Source organism: Massilia phyllosphaerae (assembly GCF_034659755.1).
Classification (GTDB): domain Bacteria; phylum Pseudomonadota; class Gammaproteobacteria; order Burkholderiales; family Burkholderiaceae_D; genus Telluria; species Telluria phyllosphaerae.
In genome coordinates, this window is the sequence record NZ_JAXSQX010000004.1 from 362,926 (window position 1) to 381,534 (window position 18,609).

The window sequence follows — 18,609 nt, forward strand, 5'->3', positions numbered from 1 at the left end:
CGAAGGCAGGGGCGACGACTCAAAATTAAGCGATGGTGGCGGTTGCAGGCGTGGTACCGAGACGCTCGACGAACCCATGAATCAGCGTCACCAGATCCTTCGCCGCAATCGCCGCATACTTCAAGGTCTGCTCATGCGACAGCGGGAACGGGCTCAGGCCCTCGGCCAGGTTGGTGATGGCCGACACGCCCGCCACCTTCAGGCCGCAGTGGCGTGCCGCGATCACTTCCGGCACCACCGACATGCCGACCACGTCGGCGCCCATGGTCTTGAAGGCGCGGATTTCGGCCGGGGTCTCGAAGTGCGGACCCGGGGTCGCCAGGTAGACGCCTTCGGCCACGGTGATGCTCTTCTCGGCGGCCACGGCGTTCAGCATCGCGCGCAGGTCGGCGTCGTAGGCATTGGCCATGCTGAAGAAGCGCGGGCCGAAGCGGTCGTCGTTCGGGCCGGCCATCGGGCTGCCCGGCAGCAGGTTGATGTGGTCGTTCAGGATGACGACGCTGCCGGCATCCACTTCAGGACGCAGCGAGCCGGCCGCGTTAGTCACCAGCAGCAGTTCGCAACCCAGCAGCTTGAAGGTGCGGACGGCGGAGGTCATCACGCCGGCGCCATAGCCTTCATAGAAGTGGCCGCGCCCCTTCATGCACACCACCGGCACGCCGGCCAGCGTACCCAGCACCAGTTCGCCCGCGTGGCCATGCACGGTGCTGATCGGGAAGCCCGGCAGCTCGGTGTAGCCGATCGAGACGGCGTCCGTCATCTGCTCGGCGAGCACGCCGAGGCCCGAACCGAGGATCAGCGCAGCGCGCGGCGTGAAACCCGGCTTGCGTGCACGGATGACCTCGAGGGCGTCGAATGGAGTATTGCTGGACATGGTGTTCCTTGTCGAATGGTTCAATATAGAGGGGAAGTCGATCGGTGGCAGCCGGAGCCAGAGTAAAGCGGAGCAGCGGCTCGCACGCTTTCCGGGAAGCTGGCGCACCAAAATGTTCTAACTATGCATTATCGTGGATTGGTATGGCAAATACCATTTTTCTGGCCGATTTATACGGCGAATGTATAAATCAGGGGTAGACTGCATTTATATATGGATAGGACGCTTGTCCAATAATCTTCCAGCAAAAAAATTGCTGCGTTGACGCTCACCAAACATATGTTTAAAATTATAAACAAATGTTTGAATGTAAAACCGCCTACTGACGCCGTGACAGAACAACCGAAAAAACAACAATTGCTCCAGCTGATCCGCGCGAATCCTTTCATTTCGCAGCAGGAGCTGGCAACCGAACTGGGCTTATCGCGCTCGGCGGTGGCCGGCTATATCGCCGGCCTGATCCGTGAGCGCAAGCTGCTCGGGCGCGCCTACGTGCTGCCGGATCGCCGTCCGGTGGTCTGCATGGGCGCCGCCAACCTCGACCGCAAACTGCGCTCGCTGGCGCCGCTCGCCCTCCACACCTCGAATCCGGCCAGCCAGGCCGAATCCTTCGGCGGCGTGGCGCGCAACATCGCCGAAAACCTGGCGCGCCTGGGCACGCCGGTTGCTTTGTTAACGGCGGTGGGCAGCGACAGCTCGGGCGCCGCCCTGCTCGCCCATGCCGAGTCGGCCGGCATCGCAACCCACGGCGCGCTGCGCCTCGAGGATGCCGCCAGCGGCACCTATACCGCGGTGCTGGATGCGAACGGCGACATGGTGGTAGCGCTGGCCGACATGGCCCTGTACGACCGCATGACGCCGGCCTTCGTGGCGGCGCGCGAGGCGCAGCTGGCCGCAAGCGCGCTGGTGGTGGCCGACCTGAACCTGCCGCTGGACACGGTCGACGCCCTGCTGGCCCAGGCGCGCCGCAGCGGGGTGGCGCTGGTGCTGGTGGCGGTGTCGGAGCCGAAGATGGCGCGCCTGCCGCCTGCGCTGGCCGGCGTGCGCCTCCTGATCCTGAATGCCGGCGAACTGGCGGCGCGGGTCGGACGGCCGCTGGAGGACCAAGCGGCCATCGAAGCGGCGATGCGGGAAGTGCAGGCGCAGGGCGCGCGCGACGTGGTGGTGACACGCGGCGCGGCCGGTGTGCTGCTCACCCAGGCGGACGGCGCCATCGCCAGCCTGGAGGCGCTGCCGGCCGAGGTGGCCGACGTCACCGGCGCCGGCGACGCCTTCGCAGCGGCCGTGTGCTGGTCGCTGGTACAGGACGGTGGCGACGACCTGGTGCTGGCCTGCCGCCGCGGCCTGCACCTGTCGAAGCTGACCGTCGGCACGCTCGACACCGTCCACCCGGGACTCGGACCGGATAGCCTGGCCGATGCCGATACGATGAACACGAATTTTTTGGAACAACTCTGACCATGCAAGCCTTTCTCCAGTTTTCCCCCGAAGTGCAGGCCGCCCGCGCCGCCGGCAAACCCATCGTCGCCCTCGAGTCGACCATCATCTCGCACGGCATGCCCTACCCGCAGAACGTGCAAACCGCGCGCGAAGTCGAGGGGGTGATCCGCGACGCCGGCGCCGTCCCCGCCACCATCGCCATCATCGACGGCAAGATCTGCATCGGCCTGTCCGACGAGCAGCTGGAAGTGCTGGGCAACGCCGGCGATGCGCTGAAGGTGAGCCGGCGCGACCTGGCCTACGTGCTGGCGCAAAAGAAGCTGGGCGCGACCACCGTGGCCGCGACCATGATCTGCGCGCAGCTGGCCGGCATCGAGGTCTTCGTCACCGGCGGCATCGGCGGCGTGCACCGCGGCGCCGAGACCAGCTTCGACATCTCGGCCGACCTGCAGGAACTGGCGCGCACCAGCGTCGCCGTGGTCTGCGCCGGCGTCAAGTCGATCCTCGACATCGGCCTGACCTTGGAATACCTGGAAACCCACGGCGTACCGGTGCTGAGCGTCGGCCAGCCCGGCTTCCCGGCCTTTTTCACGCGCGACAGCGGCTACAACGCCGACTTCCAGATCGACGCGCCCGAGGAGCAGGCACGCTTTATCCGGACCAAGTGGCAGCTCGGCCTGGAAGGCGGCGTGGTGGTCAGCAATCCGGTGCCGGCAGAGATGGCGATGCAGAACGGCGAGATCGACGGCATCATCGCCCAGGCCCTGGGCGACGCGGATGCGCAGGGCGTGAAAGGCAAGGCGGTCACGCCCTTCCTGCTGGCCCGCATCAAGGAACTCACCGGCGGGCGCAGCCTAGCGACCAACATCGCGCTGGTCAAGCACAACGCGCTGGTCGGCGCCCGGCTGGCCGTCGCGCTCAACTAGAAAATACCATGTCGATCGACCTGAAGCAGCTGAAATACTTCCTGGCAGTGGCCGAAGAAAAGAGCTTCAGCCGCGCCGCCGAGCGCCTGCACATCTCGCAGCCGCCGCTGTCGCAGCAGATCATGAAGCTCGAGAGCGAGCTGGGGGTGCGCCTGTTCGCGCGCACTACCCGCACTTTCGAGCTGACGGTGGCCGGCAAGGCGCTGATGCAGGAAGCGGCCGACCTGCTCGGCCGCATGCGCATGACGATCGACACCATCCGCCAGATCGACCGCGGCGAGGTCGGGCGCCTGCGCGTCGGCATCGTCGGCTCGGCGATGTGGGGCCCGATCCCGGGCCTGCTCGAACAGTTCCAGAGCCAGTTTCCGCGCGTGACCTGGACCATCCACGAGCTCGGACCAAACGACCAGTGGGAAGCGTTGCGCGCGCGCCAGATCGACGTCGGCTTCTGGCGCGAGCCGCGGCTCGACGAGGACGTGCTGAAGCACGCCAACCTGCGCCAGGACTTGGCCTTCCGCGAGAACGTGTGCGTGGCGATCAATGCGCGCCATCCGCTGGCGCAGCGTACCAGCATCGAGCTGATCGACATCGCCACCGAACCGATGCTCAGCCTGCACCTGGACCAGTCGGCCGAGCCGCGCTACCTGATCCAGTGCTGCGTGAACGCCGGCTTCCAGCCGACCATCTTCCAGGAAGCGGCCGAGCCGCAGACCCTGCTGGCCATGGTCGGCGCCGGACTGGGCGTGGCGCTGATGCCGGAGACCACTAGCCGCATCGGCTGGCCGGGGGTGCGCTTCCTGCCGATCCGCGAGAACGCGCCGTCGGCCAATTTGTACATCACCTACCCGTCACAGGACGATGCGCCGGTGGTGCGGGCGTTTTTGAAGATTTTGCACCCGGCTGGGGAATAATCAGCCGCTGCTTGAACGCGTGGACGGCATAGCCGTCCACCCTATACCTGCGTTACGGTAGGGTGGACGGGTTCCCCGTCCACGCGTTCGACCGGCGCTTGAATCGCCAACAATCAATGCGTGGCGCCGCCCGCTTCCGCCACGTCGGACTCCACGCCCACCGCCACCTCGACCGCGATCCGCAGGCCGTCGATGATGTCGTTCAGCGCCATCGACGGCGCCGCATCGGCGCGGCCGGCCACCTGCTGCGGCAGGAAAGGCACGTGGATGAAGCCGGCTTTCATTCCCCTGGCCTGCGCATGCTGCATCAGGCCATAGAACACGTGGTTGCACACGAAAGTGCCGGCGGTCTGCGAGACCCCGGCCGGGAAGCCGCGCAGGCGCAACGCGCGCACGATGGCCTTGATCGGCAGCGTGCTGAAATACGCGGCCGGGCCGCCGTCGGCAATGGTGGCGTCGACCGGCTGCTGGCCGGCGTTGTCGGGAATGGTCGCATCGTCGACGTTGAGCGCGACCCGCTCGACCGAGATTTCGTGGCGGCCGCCGGCCTGGCCGACCGCGATCACGATGTCAGGCTGCAGCGCGTCGATGGCGTCGAACAGGGCCAGGTTGGCGCGGCCGAACACGCAGGGCAGTTCGCGCGCCGCGACCTGGAAGCCGGGGCCGCTCCAGCCGTCGAGCGCGCGCGCCGCCTCCCAGGAAGGATTGACGTCGGCCCCGTTGAAAGGTTCGAATCCGGTGAGCAGTACGGTCTTGGTCATTCTTGGCCTCATTGATACATCACATCAGGAAATACAACAGCAAAATATTCACGCCCAGCAGCGGCAACGCGGTCGGCAGCTGGGCCTTGATCACGGCATTCTTGTCCGGCAGGTCGAGCAGCGCCACCGGCACCACGTTGAAGTTGGCCGCCATCGGCGTCATCAGGGTGCCGCAATAGGCGCTGAACATGCCGATCGCCGCCATCACGGCCGGATTCGCATGATACACCCCGACCAGCACCGGAATCCCGATGCCGCCCGCGATCACGGGAAAGGCGGCGAAGCCATTGCCCATGACGACGGTGAACAGTGCCATGCCGCCGCAGAATGCGGCGCACGCGACCAGGCGCGAGTCCATCGGGATGGCGCTGGTCGTGACCGCGGCCACCGCCTTGCCGACGCCGGCTTCGGCGAACAGCAGGCCGAGCACGGCCAGCATGTGCGGCAGCACCACCGCCCAACCCATGGCGTCGATCAGGCGCCGCGCCTCGCGCACGCCCTGCAGCGGCGTCGCGCGGGTGACGCCGCAGGCCAGCGCCAGCGCGGCGATGGCGCCGCAGCCCATGCTGACCAGGGTCAGGTTTTTCGGGTCCAGCAGCGGCTCGGCACCGATGCGCACGTCCTTCAGCAGCGTCGAACCGATCATGGTCACCAGCGGGATCGCCAGCGCCGGCACCAACAGCCGGTGCCCCAGCCGCGCGGCACTGGCGCGGCGCGCTTCCTCCGACACGGCTCCGGGCTTGCCCGGCCTGACCAGGCTGCATCCGGCCAGCAACGCCATCGCCACCATCAACACGCCCGCCACGAAGGGGGACAGGCGCTCGCCGGCCAGGTAGACCAGCGCGTACAGGCCCCAGAACGCGGCCGTCGCGAAGCGCCGCGGATTGCTGCCGTCGCGCAGGTTCATCAGCGCGGTGGCGGCGAACAGCAGCCCGACCAGCACGTAGAAAAAGTCGAGCGCGATCACTTGCGCATCCCGGCTTGGAGGAAGATGCGGCGGTCGAGCCGGCGCAAGTTCCAGGCATGGATGACGAAGGCGCTGAGCGCGGTCGGGATACCCCACAGCGCCATGTGCAGCGGATCGACTTCCAGCCCCTCGGCGCGCAAGATCGTCTGCATCAGTACGATCGCGCCGAAGGCCACGAACACGTCTTCGCCGAAGAACAATCCGACGTTGTCGGTGGCCGCGCTCATCGCCCGGATGCGCTGGCGCAGCGCGTCCGGCAGGCTGCCCACGCGCGACTCCGCCGCCGCTTCCGCCATCGGCGCGATCAGCGGGCGCACCATGTTCGGATGACCGCCGATGCTGGTCAGGCCGAAGGCGGCCGCCAGTTCGCGCACGAACAGGTACACGGTCAGCAGGCGCCCCGTGGTGGCCGACTGGATGCGCGCGATGCTGGCCTCCGCATGCTCTTTCAGGCCGGCGCGCTCGAGCAGCCCGATCGCGGCCAGCGGCAGCAGCAGGATCAGCGGCAGGTTGCGGGTTTTCAGGAAGGCGGTGCCGAGCGATTCCAGGATATGGGTGACCGGGAAGGAGGCCGCCAGCCCGGTGACGGCGCAGGCTGCCATCGTCACCAGCACCGGATGGGCGCGCAGCAGGAAGCCGGCGACGACGACGGCGATGCCGAGCAGCGGCCACAGGTTGACGGCAGTGTGCATGGGATTCCTGTCGCGTTTCAAGTTGAACAATTATTGCGGAGATATTACCTCAGCATTAGGCGCGGCAAGGGCCTCGTTGCGCGCACTCCGCTCAGCTAGCGCCAGCGTCGCTTTGCCGCGCCGTGATCGCCGACATGCACAAGCGCTGCCGGTGCGTTTTGCGTGTGCGCATGACGCCGAATAGGTGCGCTCGCTAAGCTGCGAATGGATTCCCACGCGAGGCTTTTGCCATGAAACCGATCACCTTACGCACCCCCACCTGGGCCCGGCGCCTGCGCACCCTGCCGCTGCTGCTGGCAATCGCGCTCGCCGGCTGCAACGGCGACGTCGGCGTCGGCATCGGTTTCGGCTGGCATGCCGGACCCGATCACTGGCCTGACCATCCCGACTGGCCCAGCTGGCCGGACCGGCCACAAGGCGCGACCGGGCTGTTCCCGATCGCCGGCGACATCTGCGGCGTGTGCAGCGTCTCGCGCGACGGCACCGGTTCGCAGGCGCGCTTCGACGGCCCGCAGGGCATCGCCGCCGACGGCGCCGGCAACCTGTACGTGGCCGAGCCAAGCAGCGCCACCATCCGCAAGATCACGCCGCAGGGCGTCGTCACCACGCTGGCGGGCAGCGCCGGCGCGCCGGGCTATGCCGACGGCAGCGGCGGCGCGGCGCGCTTCAACGCCCCGAGCCGGCTGGAAACCGACGCCAACGGCAACCTGGTCGTCACCGACACCGGCAACTCGGCCATCCGCAGCATCACGCCGGCTGGCGCCGTCGTCACGCTGGCCGGCAGCGGCAGCGGCAGTTGCGGCAGCAGCGACGGCAGCGGCGCCCAGGCCACCTTCTGCAATCCGAAGGGCATCGCACTCGACCGCTGGGGCAACCTGTGGGTGGCCGACAGCGGCAACCACACGGTGCGCCGCATCGACCGCGACGGCCGGGTCAGCACGGTGGCCGGGGCGCCGGGCGTGTGCGGCAGTGCCGATGGCTACGGCCGCAGTGGGAACGACAGCGGTAGCGCGCGCTTCTGCGATCCGCAGGACGTGGCCGTGGATTATTGGGGCAATGTGTACGTGGCGGACACCGGCAATTCGACGGTGCGCATGATCTCGCCCGAAGGCAGGGTGTCGACGCTGGCCGGCCTGCCGGGCCAGTGCGCCGCCAACGACGGCAGCCCCGGCGTCTCGCGCCTGTGCTCGCCTTCCGGCATCGATGTCGAGGGCAACGATTTATATGTGGCCGACACCGGCAACGCCACCATCCGCCGCATCAACCTCGACAACGTGACTAGCACCATCGCCGGCGTGGCCGGGCGCAACGGCATCGTATTGGGCGCCCTGCCCGGCGGCCTCGACCGGCCGATCGGCGTGACGCTGGCGCCGGACGGCTCGGTGGCCGTCACCACGCACAATGTGGTGCTGAAGCTGCTGGCGGCAAAATGATTGGCACAGCACGCACGTCGTTCCCGCGCAGGTGGGAACGACGGGACGTATCAGGGACGAACCGGGTTGGCGGCGTCGGTGCCGATCACCGTGTTCCACTGGCGCACGCGCCAGCTCGTCACCAGGCCCTGGGCCACGTAGGGATCGGCCTTGGCGAAGCGTTCGGCCGCTGCCGGCGAGTCGCCGCTGAACAGCAGGATCGCCTGGTCGGCCGGATCGGCCAGGGCGCCGGCGATCACGATCTCGCCGCGCTCCTGGGCATCCCAGGCCAGCTGCAGGTGTTCGTCGCGGAATTCGCCGCGGCGCGCCAGGTAGTCGGGCGCCAGTTCATAGATCAGCAGGTAATGCATGTGTTAACTCTCCTCAGAATGCTCGGCCTCGAGCGAGTGCCCATGGTAGCCGAAACCAGAGCGTTGCTCGGAAAGCGTTGACTTCACATTATTGGCAATAATGTTGCTTTTCGGCCACCTTTTGCGCATTCGGGCGGTCTTCGTCGCCCATTTGCGAAGGAACGCACAGAATTATGCAACATGCAGAGTTAAACTCGTTCCATGGACACTCGAAACAAGATTGCGGCGGGAATGGCTGGCTTTGCCAGCATGCTGTGGCTGGGCCTGACGGCTGCGGTCGCGGCCAACCAGCGCCGCCTGGTGTTCAACCCGACCGTCCAGCGTGAAGTCAAGAGTCCGCGCAGCAGCGGTCACCGCACCCGTCCCGTGGTGCTGCGTGCCAAGGACGGCACCCGCCTCTGCGGCTGGCTGATGACGCCGCTGGCGCCGGGCCAGCATCCGGCCGTGATCTATTTCGGCGGACGTTCCGAGGAAGTGTCGTGGGTGGTGCGCGATGCCGGCAAGCTGTTCCCCAACATGGCGGTGCTGGCCGTGAATTACCGCGGCTATGGCGAATCGCACGGCGTGCCGGCCGAGATCCACATGATCGAGGATGGCTGCATGCTGTTCGACTGGATGGCCGGGCGCGCCCACGTCGATCCGCGCCGCATCGCCGTGGTCGGGCGCAGCCTCGGCTCCGGCGTGGCGGTGCAGGTCGCCAAGGAGCGGCCGGCCCACTCGGTGGTCCTGATCACGCCCTACGATTCGATCCTGGCCATCGCCAAGCGCAAGTTCCGCGTGATGCCGATCGAGTACATGCTGCGCCACCGCTTCGAGTCGATCAAGTATGCCCCTTCGCTCAAGGCACCGACCTATGTGCTGCGCGCCGCCAGCGACGATGTGGTACCGCACTCGCACACCGACCAGCTGGTCGCCAAGCTGGCGCGGCTGTGCGGCGACGACGTCGTGCCCGACTCGGACCACATGAACATCCCCTACCTGGAAGCGACCCAGAGCCGCATCGCCGGCTTCCTCACCACGCAGTTCGCGATGCCGATCGCGGTGCCGTCGGTGGCCGACGCCATGCTGGCGACCGCGGCCGCTTCCGCCGACACGGCCGTGCCGGTGCTCAGCGCGCCGGTGCTGTCCGCCGCCGCCGCGGCCGCCGTCCTGCCCGTTCTGCCTGTCCTGCCCCTCGCCGCCAAATAAACCACGCCCCCCACCACATTCCGCTGTGGTTTTCTGTGAGAAATTGCAGAAAGTTGTCGCCATTTATATTTCAAGTAAATAAATTGCGAAGTAAAATCATATTTGCCACAAATAAACTGGGTAATGCATAGTTGCCAAGTTTGGCTGCGAATGTCTCCGTTATCCGGGTCTGCAGCATGTGGTCGGCATCCACGGGCTGACACAGTCCGCTGGCAACGTGCCATGCCCCCACGGTCTTTGCTATCTCCCAGCTCGACCGTTGTGCCGGGTAGAATAGAGGATTCAGGAGCAATTGATGAGATTCAAGCGGAGTTTGGAGCAACTTGGTTTGGCGATTGCGGCGCTCTGCGCCAGCGCCGGTGCGTCGGCCGACATGGCCGGTGCCAAGCTCGCGATCGTCTACGACGCCGGCGGCAAGTTCGACAAGTCGTTCAACCAGTCGGCAGCCGAAGGCGTGACCCGCTTCACGAAGGAAACCGGGATCAAGGTATTTGAAGCCCAGGCCAACTACGATACCCAGGCCGAGCAGGTGCTGCGCGCCCTCGCGCGCAAGAAGCTCAAGCTGATCATCTCGATCGGCTTTTCCCAGACCCAGCCGGTGCAGCGGATCGCGGCCGAATACCCGAACGTGCACTTCGTGATCATCGACGGCAATGCCCAGGGCAAGAACGTCAACTCGGTGCTGTTCAAGGAACAGGAAGGCTCCTACCTGGTCGGCGTCGCTGCCGCCATGGCTTCCAAGACCAAGACCATCAGCTTCGTCGGTGGCATGGACATCCCGCTGATCCGCGCCTTCGCCTGCGGCTATGCCCAGGGCGCGAAAGCCATCGTCCCGAAAATCCAGATCATGCAGAACATGGTCGGCACCACCAGCGCGGCCTGGAACGACCCGGCCAAGGGCGGCGAACTGGCACGTGCCCAGTTCGACCGCGGCTCGGACGTCGTGTTCGCGGTGGCCGGCGGCTCCGGCATGGGCGCCCTGCAGATGGCCAAGGAAAAAGGCAAGCTGGCGATCGGCGTCGACTCCAACCAGAACTACCTGTACCCGGGCACCATGCTGAGCTCGATGGTCAAGCGCGTCGACAACGCCACCTACGAAGCCCTGGTCAAGGCGAACCAGAACCAGTTCACCCCGGGCATCACCTTCGAAGGCCTGAAGGAAGGCGGCGTCGACTGGGCGCTCGACAAGTACAACCGCAGCGTCGTCACGCCCGAGATCGAGAAGCGTGTGCTGGCGGCCCGCGAGGACATCGTCAGCGGCAAGATCAAGGTGGTGGACTACCGCGCCGCCGGCTCCTGCCCGCAATAAAGCCCGCATCAAGCTTTACCCCGTATTTAGTTAGTGACCAAGCGCGCCGCGCCGGAACTCCACCGGCGCGGCGCGCTTTTGAATGAATGTTCCTTTGATTACTCTGCTTACCAAAAACGGAGCGCTATGCAGCCAGCCGTAGAATTCCGCAACATCAGCAAAGCCTTCGGGGCGGTGCAGGCAAATGCCGACGTCAGTTTCTCGATCGCCGGCGGCTCGATCCATGGCGTGATCGGCGAGAACGGTGCCGGCAAGTCGACCCTGATGAGCATCCTGTACGGCTACTACAACGCCGACAGTGGCCAGGTCCTGATCGACGGCCAGCCGCAGGACATCCGCACCAGCCACGAAGCGATCGCGCTCGGCATCGGCATGGTCCACCAGCACTTCATGCTGGTCGAGAACATGACGGTGCTGGATAACGTCATGCTCGGCAATGAAGGCGGCTTCAAGCTGGCCAGCCAGCGCGGCGCGGTCGAGGCCAGGCTGCGCGAGATCTGCGACCGCTACCGCCTGGAAGTCGACCCGCTGGCCACCGTGCACGATCTGTCGGTCGGCGCCCAGCAGCGCGTCGAGATCCTGAAGCAGATCTACCGCAGCGCCAACATCCTGATCCTGGACGAGCCCACCGCGGTGCTGACCGCCCAGGAAACGGCGTCGCTGTTCGAGATCCTGCGGCTGTTCAAGGAACAGGGCAAGACCATCATCCTGATCACCCACAAGCTGCAGGAGATCATGGACATCACCGACGAGGTGACCGTGATGCGCGCCGGCCGCGTGGTCGGCGCCGTGCAGACGCGCGACACCTCGAAAGAGCAGCTGGCCAACATGATGGTCGGCCGTCCGCTGCAGAGCGAACTGCCGCGCGCCCCGTATAAGCCTGGCGCCGAAGTGCTGAAGGTGTCGAACCTGCAGCTGCAGGACGCCAACGGCGTCAAGCTGCTGTCGGATATCGACTTCACGCTGCGCGCCGGCGAAGTGGTGGCGATCGCCGGCGTGTCCGGCAACGGCCAGAGCGAACTGCTCGAGATCCTGTCCGGCATGCGCCTGCCGACGTCCGGCAGCGTCGACTTCCTCGGCCAGGCCCTGCCCTACGGCGGCCGCGCGAATGCCGACGGCCTGCCAGCGACCTTCCGCGACCTCGGCATCGGCCACGTGCCCGAAGACCGCCTGCGCGACGGCGTGATCAAGGATTTCTCGGTCATGCAGAACACCGTGTTCGGCTACCAGGATCACGTCAAGAACCGCTGGGGCCTGTTCGACTTCAAGCGCATCGCCCAGCGTTGCGCGCAGCTGATGCAGACCTTCGACGTGCGTCCCAACAATCCGGACCTGCGCATCGGCCTGCTCTCGGGTGGCAACCAGCAGAAGGTCGTGATCGCGCGCGAAGTCGCGGCCAAGCCGAAGCTGATGCTAATCGGCCAGCCGACCCGCGGCGTCGACATCGGCACCATCGAAAGCATCCACACCCAGCTGCTGCGCCTGCGCGACGAAGGCGTGGCGATCCTGCTGTCTTCGGTGGAGCTGGAAGAAGTGCGCGCCCTGGCCGACCGCATCATCGTGATGTCGGGCGGCCGCATTACCGGCATCCTGCCGGTCGACGAATTCGACACCACCCGCATCGGCCTGTTGATGGGCGGCCTGCACAAGTCATAACCGAGCTCACATGAAAAAGACTGAACTCCCACGCTGGGCCACGGGTTTCGTCCTGCCCATCCTGAACCTGCTGTCGGCACTGATCGTCGCCGGCGTGGTCATCCACCTGCTCGGCGAAAGCCCGCTTGACTCGCTGCGCATCCTGGTCGACAGCGCCATCCTCGATCCGGAAGGCCTGGGCTATACGCTGTTCTACGCCAGCACCTTCATCTTCGCCGGCCTGGCCGTGTCGATCGCGATGCAGGCCGGCCTGTTCAACATCGGTGCCGAAGGCCAGATGTACGTCGGCGGCCTGGGCCTGACGCTGGCCGTGCTGGCCTTCGACGCCAGCCTGCCCGGCTGGCTCCTGATCCCGATGGCGATGGTCGGCGCCGCGCTGTTCGGCGCGCTGTGGTCCTTCATTCCGGGCTACCTGCAGGCCAAACGCGGCAGCCACGTGGTGGTCACGACCATCATGTTCAACTTCATCGCCGCCAGCCTGATGAACTATGCGATCCTCAAATTGATCCCGGAAGGCCAGCAGAACCCGGCCTCGCGCGTGTTCGCCGACAGCGCCGCGCTGCCGCTGCTGAACAAGGTGCTGCCGGTGTTCGGCGACACGCCCTTGAATATCAGCCTGCTGCTGGCGATCGCCGCCCTCGTCATCTACGGCATCGTGGTGTGGCGCTCGTCGTGGGGCTACAAGCTGCGCGCCACCGGCCTGAATCCGCACGCGGCGCACTACGCCGGCGTGAAGATCAGCCGCACCATCATCGTCACCATGCTGGTCTCGGGCGCGCTGGCCGGCCTGGGCGCCGTCAACTCGGTGATGGGTTCGACGCACTACCTGTCGCTCAACTTCCCGGCCGGCGCCGGCTTCGTCGGCATCGCGATCGCGCTGATGGGCCGCCAGCACCCGGTCGGCATCTTCCTGTCGTCGGTGCTGTTCGGCGCGCTGATCCAGGGCGGTTTCGATTTGTCGCTGGAAAAGCCGAACATCCCGCAGGAGACCTTCGTCTTCATCCAGGGCCTGATCATCCTGTTCTGCGGCGCGATGGAGAACTTCTACGCCCCGGCGATCATGAAGCTGCTCAACCTGACCCGCACCAGTACTACCAAGGAAGCATAAATGGAAGACTTTCACATCGCCAGTATCGTGGTCTCCACGATCCGCAACGCACCGGTGCTGATGTTCGCCGCGATGGCCGGCCTGTTCGCCGAACGCTCCGGCGTGGTCGACATCGGCCTGGAAGGCAAGATTCTCGCGTCGGCCTTTGCCTCGGCCTCGGTGGCGTATGCCACGCAGAACCCGTGGCTGGGCATCCTGGCCGGCGTCGGCGTGTCGGTGGTCCTGGCCATGATCCAGGCCTTCGTATCGATCACCCAGAAGGGCAACCAGCTGGTGTGCGGCATCGCGATCAACATCGCGATGAGCGGCCTGACCTTCGTGCTGGCCCAGTTCTTCTTCCATGAAGGCGGCCGCACCCCGGACCTGCGCGAAGCGCGCCTGTTCGACATCGTCCTGCCGGGCACCGCGGCCCTGGACAACATCCCCTTCGTCGGCTGGCTGTACGGCCACGTGATCGGCGGCCAGTCGGCACTGGTCTACCTGGCCTTTATCCTGATCCCGATCGTGCACTGGGTGATCTACCACAGCCGCTTCGGCCTGCGCCTGCGCGCCTGCGGCGAGAACCCGCATGCGGCCGACGCCGCCGGCGTCTCGGTCGAGCGCACCCGCTATCTGGCGATGCTGGTGGCCGGCGTGCTGTGCTCGTTCTCGGGCGCCTACCTCGCCATCGTTCAGAGCGGCTTCTTCCTGCGCGACATGTCGGCCGGCGCCGGCTACCTGGCGCTGACCACCCTGGTGTTCGGCAACTGGCGTCCACTGCACACCGTGCTGGGCTGCCTGATGTTCGGCCTGTTCGGCGCGATCCAGATCCAGCTCGAAGGCGTCGACCTGCCGCTGGTGGGCCAGGTGTCGGGTTCGCTGATCCAGATGATTCCGTATGTGGTTACCGTGATCGTGCTGGCCGGATTCATGGCCAAGTCGGTGGCGCCGAAGGCGGCCGGCAAGCCTTTCGTGAAGTCGCGGTAAAATCTACCGCCGTTGAACGCGTGGACGGCGGAGCCGTCCACCCTACCTCGGCGCAAACGTAGGGTGGACGGGTTTCCCGTCCACGCGTTCCGCCAGCGTATAAATCCTATTCCGCCGCGCGGGCCCGCGCCGCCGAGCGCGCAAACGTCCATGCGAATCCGAGGCCAGCCGAGGTGCCGGTCGACTTCTTCATCAGCGGACTGTCCTGGTTCGCCGCCCCCGAATAGCTTTCGTAACGCACGAACCCGAACACCCGCAGGTCCGGATTCATGCGCCAGGTGCCAAACAAGCCGGTACGCACCAGCAGCAGCCCCGAATCCGCGCGATAGGCCGGACGGTCTGGCGTCGCGTACTGCGGCGCGACTTCATAGAAATAGCGGTTGATGCGGCCGTCGCCGAACACGGCGCCCAGCTGGCCCTCCAGGGTCCAGCGCGCACCCTCGCCGCGCTTTTCCCACACCAGGCGCGGTTCCATGGTCCAGCCTTGGCGGCGCAAGCCGCCGCGCCCCTCGATCACCGCGCGCAGCGGCAGCTCGAAACGCATCCTGCCCTGCTCGCCCATGTCGGCGAACTTGTATTTCACGCGCGGACCGAATTCGACCAGCGTGCCCAGGTCCGGCATGCCGCGGCGCGCCTCGACATCCTTGGACCGGGCCGGCAGCGAGCCGGAAAAACCGATGTCGAATTCGACCTTGTCGGTGTTCAGCAGGCGCGCGCCAACGCCATTCTGGTCGGCGCGGAAGGTCTTGCCGCGGTAGATCAGGAAAGGCAGCACCAGGCCGCGGTTGGAGCGGTCGTCGGCGCCCGGATAGGCCGGCGTGCTGAAGGCCGCGGCGCCGATGCCGGCTTCCCACAGCGGCAGGTTGGTCTCGACCGGCTGGGCGGTGTCGACGGGTTCGGCGGCCTGGGCCAGGCAGGCGGGGAGCAGGAAGGCGGCCGCAAGGGCGGCAGGGAGACAGGTTCGCATTGGTGGCGGCGTCAATAACAGGATGGTATGTAAACGCGCCATTCTAACGATGCAGGTCGGCGCACGCCACGCGATGTTGTAAAAAAAGAACCGCCACCAGCTGGTCGGCCCGTGGCGGTTCCGGCGGAACGACAAAGCGATCAGGAATTCGGCCAGATCGCCTGCAGCACCTGCGCCAGGTGGTAGCCGCCCTTGATCAGCTGGGTCTTGGCGATCGCCGAGCTCGGCACTGGGTAATCGTTCGGCACTTCCAGGTTCCAGGTGTAATAGGTCTCGCCCTTCTTGCTGGTCTGCTGGGTCAGCTTGCCGACGGTGACGCCTTTGTACGCTTCCTTCGACACGGCCAGCGCGTCGTCGGCCCACTGGTAGGGCCAGGTGGCCAGGTCGCCAGTGGCCGACACGATCGCCGGCTTGCCGTCGATCGCCGCCTGCGCGAACTGGTCCGGCGTCTTGGTGCGGATGCGGCGGAACGCGTAGTTGACGGTGGTGCTGTCCCAGTACGAGTGGAAGGGTTTGGTCAGCGCCTTGGGCACGCCCGGCTTGACGACAACGGGGGTATCCGCCGGCGGAATCACACCGGCGCTGATGCGCTCCAGGTTGGCGTCGTCCAGCAGCAGGTTGTTGCCGCCGCGCGAATCGAAGATCGCGGTCTCGTCGATCTCCGCCGGACTGGTCGGTACCACGAACTTGCCTTCCTTCGACACGAAGGCGGCGCCCACGTGCAGCGGCTGATGGATGTCGCCGGTCATGTGGGTGATCAGGATCAGGGCCTGGCGCTTGGTGAACTTGTGCGGGTTGGTGGCCGGGGTGTCCTTGCCCTGCAGGACGGCGATCGCCTGCTTCAGCGTCTGCACGATGTCGTCGTCGGCGGTACCGACCGCGTGGTCATGGTAGTGATCCAGCTGGAACGGCACGTCGGTATAGTGGTACTCGCTGTGCTTCGGGTTGGCGTTCACGTACTCGATCATGTCCGGGGTCTGCGGGCCGCAGTAGGTGCCCTTCACGCAGTCCGGCCAGTTGGCGATCGATTCCAGGGTCTCGCCCGGCTGCAGGATCGATTTGATCATCTTTTCCGCGGCGCTGCCCTTGAGCAGCTTGTCGGCGATGCTGCCGACGGCGCGGTGGCCGTCGTTGCCCCAGGCCGATGCGTCCATCGACGCGAATGCGCTTGCCAGCGCGATGACGAATGCCAGTTTTTTCATTGTCTTTCCTTGATGGGACAGCTGATTATCCAATAGTCGCGCGCTCAGCGCACCTTCTTGATGCGCGGCTGTGGCGCCGCCAGCGACGCGCCGCCTGCGCCCTGTTTCAGGTGCGCGATCAGGGCATCCAGGTCGCGCATGCCTGTGTCGACGCGGCGGGTGCCGGCCGCCAGCGCCGGGAAGTTGTCGCCGCCGTCGGCCAGGAAGTTGTTGGCCACCACGCGGTAGGTGGTGCCGTCCTCGAGCGGCTTGCCGTCGACCTTGACGCTGCCCGGCACCACGCGCTGGCCCGGCGGGCGGGTGCTGTCCCACTGGTAGGACAGGCTGTTCGAGACCTGCAGCATGTAGCCGCGCGCCCCCTCGCGCTTCCACTGCTGCTCGAGCAGGTCGCGCAGCTGGGCGCCGCTCAGGTCCAGCACCACCAGGGTATTGCCGAACGGGAGAACGGCCTGGGCCTGGCCGAAGCTGACCACGCCGCCCTCGCCCACCTCCAGGTCCTTGCGGATCCCGCCCGGGTTCATGAAGCCGACCTGCGCGCCCTGGCTGCGGGTCGCGGCCAGGGCGGCGTCGGCGATCATGCCGCCCAGCGCCGACTCGCCGTCGTCGTTTTCCTTGCGCGCCACGGCGCTCTTGATGTGCGCCACCGGCTTGGCCAGCGCGGCCTGGCTGCGCGCACGCACGTCCTGCAGGTAGGCGGCCAGCTGCGGATCGGGTGCAAAGGCGCCCGGCGCCATCACCACGTTGCGCACCTGGATGTCCTCGACCTTGCCCGACACCGGATCGACCGTCATCTTGATGCGCGACAGCAGGTGGCCCATGGCGTCGGCCTGGGTGACCACGCGGCCGTCGACCTTGCACAGGTAGCCTTTATGGGAGTGGCCGGTGAGGACCAGGCGGATCGCCGGATCCAGCTTTTTCACGATGCCGACGATCGGGCCTTCGAGGCCGTCGCAATTGACCTTGTCGAAGGGTTCGCCGGTGTGGCCGCCCTCGTGGATCAACACCACGAACACCTGTGCGCCTTGCGCGCGCATGGCCGGCAGCACCTTGTTGATCGAGTCGGCCTCGTCGAGGAAGGACAGGCCCTTGATCGCGGAAGCGACCGCCACCGAGGGCACGTCCTGCAGCACCGCGCCGATCAGGCCGACCTTGACGCCCTTGACGTCGACGATGCGCCAGCCCGGCACCAGGTTCTTGCCGCTGGCCTGGTCGATCACGTTGGTGGCGAGATAGCTGAAGCCGGCGCCTTCGAAGCTTGTCGCGATCTGGCACGCCTTGGAAGGACGCGGCGAATCGCAGCCGCCGTGCTGCTGGCGCAGCAGTTCCTTGCTGCCCTGGTCGAATTCGTGGTTACCGAGCGCACTGGCAACCAGGCCCATGCGGTTCATCGCAACGATGCTCGGCTCGTCCGCCCACATCGAGGACAGCGCCGGGCTGGCGCCGACCAGGTCGCCGGCGCCGACGAACAGCAGGTCCTTGTCTTCCTTGCGGAAGGCGGCCAGCGCGCCGCCCAGCACGTCGATGCCGCCCGCCTTGACGGTCTCGGTGCCGCTGCCACCCTGAGGCGCCAGTTTATAGGCACTGGCTTCGAGGTTGCCGTGGAAGTCGTTGATGGAGACCAGGTTGAGTTCGACCGGCTTGGCGGCGCGGGGTGCGCCGGATGGCGTGGTACAGCCGGCCAGCGTCAAGGCCAACGCCAGCGCGCTCAGGCCGGCGCGGGCGGGACGGAGATGGATCATGGAGTAGTACACCTTATCTTGTTGCGAACGTGCGCGGTACGTGGTTTGGCGCCCGCGATTATTGCATGTAAGCCCGGGCCGGCGGTCTTTACGGGCGCGCAATTCCGGCCTTCCATAAAA

General features: G+C 66.3%; 17 protein-coding genes. 9 read left to right on the top strand and 8 right to left on the bottom strand.

The window, feature by feature from the left end; genetic code table 11:
- Positions 1-25 precede the first annotated feature (25 nt).
- Positions 26-874 (bottom strand): xanthosine phosphorylase, encoded by an 849-nt coding sequence (gene xapA, locus U1H99_RS17425; protein ID WP_323142981.1) that lies wholly within the window; start codon positions 872-874, stop codon positions 26-28.
- A gap of 330 nt (positions 875-1,204) precedes the next feature.
- Between xapA and U1H99_RS17430 the strand changes: the two genes are divergently transcribed.
- Genes U1H99_RS17430 through U1H99_RS17440 form a run of 3 tightly spaced genes read left to right on the top strand, consistent with a single transcriptional unit; the run spans position 1,205 to position 4,151 of the window.
- Positions 1,205-2,332, top strand: a complete 1,128-nt coding sequence (locus tag U1H99_RS17430; RefSeq protein WP_323142982.1) for a carbohydrate kinase — start codon at positions 1,205-1,207, stop codon at positions 2,330-2,332.
- 2 nt (positions 2,333-2,334) lie between these two features.
- On the top strand, positions 2,335-3,240 hold the full coding sequence (locus U1H99_RS17435) for a pseudouridine-5'-phosphate glycosidase (protein WP_323142983.1): 906 nt from the start codon (positions 2,335-2,337) through the stop codon (positions 3,238-3,240).
- An 8-nt stretch (positions 3,241-3,248) separates the two neighbouring features.
- Positions 3,249-4,151 (top strand): LysR family transcriptional regulator, encoded by a 903-nt coding sequence (locus tag U1H99_RS17440; protein ID WP_323142984.1) that lies wholly within the window; start codon positions 3,249-3,251, stop codon positions 4,149-4,151.
- A gap of 113 nt (positions 4,152-4,264) precedes the next feature.
- Here the strand turns inward: U1H99_RS17440 and pcp are convergent, their stop codons facing one another.
- Genes pcp through U1H99_RS17455 form a run of 3 tightly spaced genes read right to left on the bottom strand, consistent with a single transcriptional unit; the run spans position 4,265 to position 6,571 of the window.
- Positions 4,265-4,912, bottom strand: a complete 648-nt coding sequence (gene pcp / locus U1H99_RS17445) for a pyroglutamyl-peptidase I (protein ID WP_323142985.1) — start codon at positions 4,910-4,912, stop codon at positions 4,265-4,267.
- Positions 4,913-4,931: 19 nt separating this feature from the next.
- A complete protein-coding gene (locus U1H99_RS17450; protein WP_323142986.1) occupies positions 4,932-5,879 on the bottom strand; it encodes a DUF979 domain-containing protein in 948 nt (315 codons plus the stop codon).
- Positions 5,876-6,571: a DUF969 domain-containing protein gene (locus U1H99_RS17455; RefSeq protein ID WP_323142987.1), complete on the bottom strand. Its 696-nt coding sequence runs from the start codon at positions 6,569-6,571 to the stop codon at positions 5,876-5,878. The genes U1H99_RS17450 and U1H99_RS17455 overlap by 4 nt, the downstream gene beginning before the upstream one ends.
- A 230-nt stretch (positions 6,572-6,801) precedes the next feature.
- Between U1H99_RS17455 and U1H99_RS17460 the strand changes: the two genes are divergently transcribed.
- Positions 6,802-8,004, top strand: coding sequence for an NHL repeat-containing protein (locus U1H99_RS17460; protein WP_323142988.1), 1,203 nt, complete (start codon positions 6,802-6,804; stop codon positions 8,002-8,004).
- 50 nt (positions 8,005-8,054) lie between these two features.
- On the opposite strand, the gene U1H99_RS17465 is transcribed toward U1H99_RS17460, so the two are convergent.
- Positions 8,055-8,354, bottom strand: coding sequence for a YciI-like protein (locus U1H99_RS17465; RefSeq protein ID WP_323142989.1), 300 nt, complete (start codon positions 8,352-8,354; stop codon positions 8,055-8,057).
- Between the two features lie 201 nt (positions 8,355-8,555).
- Between U1H99_RS17465 and U1H99_RS17470 the strand changes: the two genes are divergently transcribed.
- The 5 genes from U1H99_RS17470 (at position 8,556) to U1H99_RS17490 (ending at position 14,581) form a co-directional block, all read left to right on the top strand.
- Positions 8,556-9,542: an alpha/beta hydrolase gene (locus U1H99_RS17470; RefSeq protein WP_323142990.1), complete on the top strand. Its 987-nt coding sequence runs from the start codon at positions 8,556-8,558 to the stop codon at positions 9,540-9,542.
- 295 nt (positions 9,543-9,837) lie between these two features.
- Positions 9,838-10,851, top strand: coding sequence for a BMP family lipoprotein (locus U1H99_RS17475; RefSeq protein WP_323142991.1), 1,014 nt, complete (start codon positions 9,838-9,840; stop codon positions 10,849-10,851).
- 126 nt (positions 10,852-10,977) lie between these two features.
- Positions 10,978-12,507 (top strand): ABC transporter ATP-binding protein, encoded by a 1,530-nt coding sequence (locus U1H99_RS17480; protein ID WP_323142992.1) that lies wholly within the window; start codon positions 10,978-10,980, stop codon positions 12,505-12,507.
- A gap of 10 nt (positions 12,508-12,517) precedes the next feature.
- A complete protein-coding gene (locus tag U1H99_RS17485; RefSeq protein WP_323142993.1) occupies positions 12,518-13,615 on the top strand; it encodes an ABC transporter permease in 1,098 nt (365 codons plus the stop codon).
- Positions 13,616-14,581, top strand: coding sequence for an ABC transporter permease (locus tag U1H99_RS17490; RefSeq protein ID WP_323142994.1), 966 nt, complete (start codon positions 13,616-13,618; stop codon positions 14,579-14,581).
- Positions 14,582-14,687: 106 nt separating this feature from the next.
- On the opposite strand, the gene U1H99_RS17495 is transcribed toward U1H99_RS17490, so the two are convergent.
- The 3 genes from U1H99_RS17495 to U1H99_RS17505 form a co-directional block, all read right to left on the bottom strand.
- Entirely contained in the window at positions 14,688-15,548 is an 861-nt protein-coding gene (locus tag U1H99_RS17495; RefSeq protein ID WP_323142995.1) for a MipA/OmpV family protein, read from the bottom strand.
- Between the two features lie 140 nt (positions 15,549-15,688).
- Positions 15,689-16,750: a S1/P1 nuclease gene (locus U1H99_RS17500; protein WP_323142996.1), complete on the bottom strand. Its 1,062-nt coding sequence runs from the start codon at positions 16,748-16,750 to the stop codon at positions 15,689-15,691.
- A gap of 44 nt (positions 16,751-16,794) precedes the next feature.
- A complete protein-coding gene (locus tag U1H99_RS17505) occupies positions 16,795-18,489 on the bottom strand; it encodes a bifunctional metallophosphatase/5'-nucleotidase (RefSeq protein ID WP_323142997.1) in 1,695 nt (564 codons plus the stop codon).
- Positions 18,490-18,609: the final 120 nt, after the last annotated feature.